The sequence below is a fragment of the Streptomyces sp. SID5643 genome, from assembly GCF_009872555.1.
Lineage (GTDB): Bacteria > Actinomycetota > Actinomycetes > Streptomycetales > Streptomycetaceae > Streptomyces > Streptomyces iakyrus.
The window spans coordinates 109,181-115,180 of sequence record NZ_WWIC01000295.1 but is presented as its reverse complement, the minus strand read 5'-3'; the positions used below and the strand labels follow the sequence as shown (position 1 = coordinate 115,180).

Here is a 6,000-nt window from a genome sequence, read left to right as displayed (position 1 = left end):
GGACGGGGGTCGGGGGACGGGGGGGGTCCGCCGGGCCACGCGGGCGCGCCGGCGGACCGGACGGGAGCGGATGGTGGGGCGGTCAGCCGCGCAGGGTGGCGGCCAGCCAGTCGGCGCTGCGGCTGATGATCTCGGAAAAGTGGTTCGAGAGGATCTCGTAGTGCTGGCCCGGGTACTCGATGACCTCCTTCGGGCCGGGGATCCGCTCGTACATCTCGCGGGCCTCCTCGACGGGGGCGACGGTGTCCTTGGAGGCGAGGATCATTAGGACCGGGGCGGTGATGCGTTCGGCGTAGGCGCGCACCTCCATCTCGAAGATGCGGTCGAGGGTGGAGATGGTGATCTGGTTCCGGAAGCTGGGCAGGTGGTGGATCATGTTCTCGACGAACTCCAGACCCTCCTGGTCGCTGAACATGACCGGGTCCCCGGGTTCCGGCACGCCGTGCAGGCGGATACTCGCGGCCGGCTCGCCGCGCAGTTGGGCCTGACGGTCGACGGGGATGAGAGCTTCCAGCTCCGCGAGCGTGTCGGCCGGTTGGAGGGTGCGCGCGCTCCAGCCGCTGACCGGGGGGATGATGCTGACGACCGCTTTGACCCGGCGGTCGGTGGCGGCCGTGAAGAGGGAGTTGGCGCCACCGATGCTGATGCCCCACAGGGCGATGCGGTCGGGGTCGACGTCCTCGCGCAGGGTCAGATGGGTGATGACGTCGCGCAGGTCCCGGCACTGCTGCCAGGGATCGAACTGCTGACGGGGTTCGCCGTCGCTGTAGCCGGTGTTGCGGTGGTCGTAGATCAGGCAGGCCAGACCGGCGTCGGTGAAGCCCTCGGCCATGGCGAACATGGATTCCGCGGGACCGCCCAGGCCGCCCTGGATGATGGCGACGGGCGGGCGTTCGGGACCGTCGGTCGGGCGGAACAGTTTGCCCCGCAGGGTCAGTTCCGACACTCGGAACTCGATGTCTTCGGCGACAGGCATGATTCTCCTCGTGGTGCGGCTCGTGCAGGGGGCGACGATCAGGTGTGACTGACGGGGAGGTCGTCGGGCAGGAAGTCGACGTCGACGGCCCGCGGGTCGGCCGAGGCACGCAGGATGGGGAAGACCTCGGCGCGCATCTCGGTCTCGTACTCGGCCACGGCCGCCGCCACAGGTGTGTCACCGTGGGCGGCGCGCTCCAGGGCCCGGGTGAGGGCCGCGGCGTCGCGCAGTGCCGTGTTGGCGCCGGAGCCGAACGAGGGAGGCATGGCGTGGATCGCGTCACCGAGCAGGGTGACACGGCCGGCCGGCCAGGGGTCTGCCGCCTGTAGGTGACGCATGGACACCGGGAAGATCGTCGACGCGTCGACGTGCTCGACGAGACCGGCCAGGGCGGGGTCCCAGCCGCGTACCGCGGTGCGCATCAGCGCGTGCAGGGTTTCGCCGGAGCTGTGCCACAGGTCGGGAGCCCCGGCGGCGAAGGGGCTGCCGGGCAGTAGGGCGAGGTTGACCATGATGTAGGGATCGACGGGATCGACGGCGGCGCCGGGCGCCAGTTCGGCCACCGCCTCGGCGACCGGCCTGCGCGGTCGGTACACGCCGTACGCGAACATCGCGCCGTTCGGCTCCGCGGCGAGGGCGAAACCGTCGAACAGTGCCTCGGGCAGGCTCGCTGCCAGATCGTCGGTCAGCGGTGCGGTGGAGTACAGGCCGCGTATTCCGGTGTCCACGACCTGAACGTCGGGCAGCAACTGCCCGCGCACGACGGAGTTGATGCCGTCGGCGCCCACCAGTACGTCTCCGGTCTCGCTCGTGCCGTCGTCGAGCAGCACCCGCACCTTCTCGCCGTCCGTCTCGAAGCCGGTGACGGTGCTGTCGTAGCGGACGATGTTCTCCAGGCCCAGACCGATGATCTGGCGGAGCGTGCGCCTGTTGACCGCTGTGTGGGGTCGCCGCGGGTCGTTGGGCGGGCCGATGTGGGGACGGGCGCCCAGTTCGCGGGCCTGGTGGTCGAGCATGACCATGACCTCACGGCGAGGCGTCTCGCGCGAGGTCTGCATGTACAGCTCGAAGAGGTTGTCCGGCAGGCACTGCTGGAGAGCGCGGCCACCCGCGCCGTTCATGTGCAGGCGGTAGCCGGCCCGCCCGACGCCCGGCGCGCTCTCGTAGACGGTGCAGGAGATGCCTGCGCGGCGAAGACCTTGTGCCAGACAGAGCCCTCCGATGCCTCCGCCGGCGATCAGGACATGGAACGACGGCATTGTCGCCTCCTTGATGGGTTCGGAACACCTGCATCGATCGGTGCGGGCCCGAGCATGCGAACGTCTGGGGTGGTGGCGGTCCGTCTGACACGAGGTCCCGCCGAGCCGTGTCACCACTCTCACGTCCACGCTGGGATCAGGGAAGCCGAAATCACCTATGCTCGACATAGACAGGGCTGATGATCATTCGAGGTGGGTGCCGTGAATCTGGACCTCAACCTGCTGCCGCCGCTGGACGCGCTCCTCCAGGAGCGCAGTGTGACGCGGGCCGCCCAACGGCTCGGTCTGAGCCAGCCCTCGCTGAGCGCAGCCCTGGCCCGGCTGCGCCGGCACTACGGCGACGAACTTCTCGTCAGGGCGGGCAACAGCTACGAGCTGACCCCGCTGGCGGAACGACTGGTGGAACACACCGAGCAGGCCCTGAGCTGGGCGGACCGGGTCCTCCAGACGCGCCCCGACTTCGATCCCACGCAGGCCCGGCGCGAGTTCACCGTGATCATGGCCGACTGCCAACTGCCCACTTTCGGGAGGGCCTTGGCCGACCTGGTCCGCGCCGCCGCGCCGAACGTGCGGCTGCGGTTCCAGCACAGCACCGAACGGGTCGTGCAGCAGGCGCTGGACAACCTGCGCACGGTGGACGCCCTCGTCCTGCCCCAGGGCATCCTGTCGAACATCCCCACCTTCGACCTGTACAAGGACCGTTGGGTGTGTGTGATGTCCGCCGACCGTGCTCCGGCCGTCCTCGGGCGGGAGGAACTGGCGGAACATCCTTGGGTGTTGCCCTACCGTCACCCGTCGCCGGTCTTCTCCCCGCTGAACCGCCTGCACGCCGAGGGCATCGAACCGCACGCGGAGATCGTCACGGAGAACTTCCTGGCCATTCCCCACCTGGTCGCGGGGACCGACCGGATCGGCCTGATGCCCGAACGGGTCGCGATCCCCACCCTCTCCGGACAACCGATCACCGTCGTCCGGCCCGCCTTCGAGATCGGCCACTTGGTGGAGGCCCTGTGGTGGCATCCCATCCATGAGCGGGAACCGGCCCACATATGGCTGCGCCGTATCGCCGCTCAGGCCGGCCAGGCAGTCGAGAGCGGCCCCATGGTGTGAGTAAGGGCCCTTGGGCGGGGACGCGGAAGTTGTACAGCAGCCGGTCGACGTCGAGCGCCGACACCCCGGAGTCGGCCCTTGCGGGAGGGCCGGCCGCCCCGCCGCAGTCCGCCGGTTTCGGGCACCTGCTCTGCTTCATCGTCGCGGCCACCGTGTTCGCGGCGGTCCGGTCCCGCTTCTTCCGCCGCGGCCCGCTGGAGTACCTGCTCGACAACCACACGCAACGGGCACGTCGCGTCCGATGGGCCTCGGGTGGGCTCCCCGGGAGTCCGAGCGCGAGTCGGCCTCTCGCATGCGGGCGGCGGAAGCCGCAACCCCGCGGCTCCTACCCGAGGCCGGTCTTCTCCAGCCACTCGGCGGGGGTGGACCCGACAGTCGCCGGATGCGCGGAGAACGGCCGGGCGCCCAGGCTGGAGGCATGACAGAGCACGTTCGTGACAAAGAGCCCGGGACCAGCGTCGAGGCGTCGGCCGGCATCGACGTGCCCGGCCGTGACATCACACCTCGCGGTAGCCGGTTGCTGGAACTTCTGGGCCTGACGCTGGTGGCGGGCGCCGGTGTCCTGTCCGTCGTCCGTCCTGACTTCTACGAGGCAGGCGCGCATGTCTTCGCCACGCACGCGGCCTCCTTGTTGCACTGAGCCGGCGATCGGCGAGCACGTCCGCCCAGGGGATCCCTGAGGGATTCGACCATCCGGTGTTCGGCGGATGCACCCCCCAGCCCGGCCGGGCCCCTTCTGCCTGGCCGTCGTACGCCCGGACTCCGCGAACGACAGGCCCCCGCGGGCCGGTGCCCGCAGCCGCTGACGCGGTGCGTGGCCGACCACGTAGGAAAGGAATTCTGTGAAAACCGCATCCGCCCCGGAGGCGACGGGTGCCGAGTCCCTGCGCACGAGCCAGACGCTCAAGGCGCTGTGCGCGTACGTCCGCCCGCACCGGTGGGCCGTCGTACTCGGTCTGCTGTTGGCGCTGGCTGGAGCCGTCGGCGGGCTGCTCCAGCCCCTGGCCACGAAGGCGCTGGTCGACCGGCTCTCGTCCGGTGGCACGATCGGCACCATCCTGCTGGCCATGACCGTCCTGGTCCTGCTGGGCATGGTGGCCGAGGCGTTCGGCGCCTATGTGCTGGAACGGACGGCGGAGTCCGTGGTGCTCGCCGCCCGCCGCAGCCTCATCGGGCGGTTGCTGCGGCTGCGCCTGGCGGAGGTGGACCGGATGCAGCCGGGCGACCTGATGTCCCGGGTGACCTCCGACACCACGCTGTTGCGGGCGGTCAGTACCCAGGCGGTGGTCTCCGCGGCGACGGGGGCGGTGACACTGGTCGCGGCGGTCGTGGTGATGGCGTTCCTCGATGCCGTCCTTCTGGCCGTCACGCTCGGCGTGATCGCGGTCGTCGGTGTGGGTGCCGTGCTGGTGATGCCGAAGATCGGACAGGCCGCCGAGCGTGCGCAGGCGGCTGTCGGCGAGATGTCCACGGGCCTGGAGCGGGTCTTCGGCGCGTTCCGTACGGTGAAGGCGTCCGGCGCCGAGGAGCGGGAGACCGCTCGCGTCGAGGCGGCGGCACGCAGGGCGTGGCGGCACGGCGTGCGCAGCGCGAAGTGGGAGGCCGTGCTGGGTTCGGCCGACAACCTTGCCGTCGAGCTGGCGTTCCTCGCAGTACTCGCCGTCGGCGGGGCGCGGGTGGCGTCCGGGGACATGCCCGTGTCCACGCTGATCGCGTTCCTGCTGTACCTCTTCTTCCTGATGGAGCCGGTGTACCAGCTGGTCGAGGCAGCGTCCCACTACCAGGAGGGCGCGGCCGCGATCGCCCGGATCGCGCAGGTGGACGGCCTGGCGACGGAGCCGCAGGGCCGGCACCTGCCGGTGCGGCCCGCGACCGAGGCGGTGCGGCCGCGTCCGGCGTCGGTTCGCTTCGAGGAGGTGTCCTTCCGCTACGGGACCGGGTCGCCGGAGATCCAGCGGGTGGACTTCGAGGTGCCGGGCGGCGGAATGACGGCGTTCGTCGGCCCGTCGGGCGCGGGCAAGTCGACGGTCTTCGCGCTCGTCGAGCGGTTCTACGAAGCGACAGGCGGCCGTGTCCTGGTCGACGGCAAGGACGTGACGAAGTGGCCGCTGTCCGAGCTGCGGTCCGTCATCGGGTACGTCGAGCAGGACACGCCGGTGCTGGCCGGCACGCTGCGGGAGAACCTGGTCTTCGCCGCGCCCGGCGCCACCGACGACGAGATCCGCGAGGTCCTCTCCCGGACCAGGCTCGACGACCTCGTCGAGCGTCTCCCGCACGGCCTGGACACCCCGGTCGGGCACCGCGGCACGAGACTGTCCGGCGGCGAGCGCCAGCGCATCGCGATCGCCCGCGCGCTGCTGCGCAGGCCCCGGCTGCTGCTCCTGGACGAGGCGACCTCGCAGCTCGACGCCGTCAACGAGCTGGCACTGCGGGACGTCATCGCCGAGACCGCACGCGAGACCACCGTGCTGGTGGTGGCCCATCGCCTGTCGACCGTCACGGACGCCGACCGCATCGTCGTCATGGACGCGGGCACGGTCCGCGCGGTCGGCACCCATGAGGAACTGGTGGCCAAGGACGAGCTGTACGCGCAGCTCGCGGCGACGCAGCTCCTGACCGCGGTGGGTCGCCCCTTCGGCTAGACGGGCCTGACCT

At 70.8% G+C, this 6,000-nt stretch carries 5 protein-coding genes; 3 read left to right on the top strand and 2 right to left on the bottom strand.

Annotated elements, in window-relative coordinates; genetic code table 11:
* Positions 1-82 precede the first annotated feature (82 nt).
* Positions 83-976 carry an alpha/beta hydrolase gene (locus tag GTY56_RS32620; RefSeq protein WP_161368877.1) on the bottom strand — a complete coding sequence of 298 codons (894 nt, stop codon included), beginning with the start codon at positions 974-976 and terminating at the stop codon, positions 83-85.
* Between the two features lie 38 nt (positions 977-1,014).
* Positions 1,015-2,235 carry an FAD-dependent oxidoreductase gene (locus tag GTY56_RS32615; protein WP_161368876.1) on the bottom strand — a complete coding sequence of 407 codons (1,221 nt, stop codon included), beginning with the start codon at positions 2,233-2,235 and terminating at the stop codon, positions 1,015-1,017.
* Positions 2,236-2,436: 201 nt separating this feature from the next.
* Here GTY56_RS32615 and GTY56_RS32610 point away from each other — a divergent pair, with 201 nt between their 5' ends.
* The 3 genes from GTY56_RS32610 (at position 2,437) to GTY56_RS32600 (ending at position 5,987) form a co-directional block, all read left to right on the top strand.
* Complete coding sequence (locus tag GTY56_RS32610; RefSeq protein WP_346345635.1) at positions 2,437-3,345, top strand: LysR family transcriptional regulator; 909 nt, start codon at positions 2,437-2,439, stop codon at positions 3,343-3,345.
* A 418-nt stretch (positions 3,346-3,763) separates the two neighbouring features.
* Positions 3,764-3,985, top strand: a complete 222-nt coding sequence (locus GTY56_RS32605) for a hypothetical protein (RefSeq protein WP_161368874.1) — start codon at positions 3,764-3,766, stop codon at positions 3,983-3,985.
* Positions 3,986-4,187: 202 nt separating this feature from the next.
* Complete coding sequence (locus GTY56_RS32600) at positions 4,188-5,987, top strand: ABC transporter transmembrane domain-containing protein (RefSeq protein WP_161368873.1); 1,800 nt, start codon at positions 4,188-4,190, stop codon at positions 5,985-5,987.
* Positions 5,988-6,000: the final 13 nt, after the last annotated feature.

What these genes read in the sequence shown, in the direction of transcription:
- GTY56_RS32605 (WP_161368874.1), top strand. Translation starts at nt 3,764, where the DNA reads ATGACAGAGCACGTTCGTGACAAAGAGCCCGGGACCAGCGTCGAGGCG.
- GTY56_RS32620 (WP_161368877.1), bottom strand. Translation starts at nt 976, where the DNA reads ATGCCTGTCGCCGAAGACATCGAGTTCCGAGTGTCGGAACTGACCCTG.
- GTY56_RS32615 (WP_161368876.1), bottom strand. Translation starts at nt 2,235, where the DNA reads ATGCCGTCGTTCCATGTCCTGATCGCCGGCGGAGGCATCGGAGGGCTC.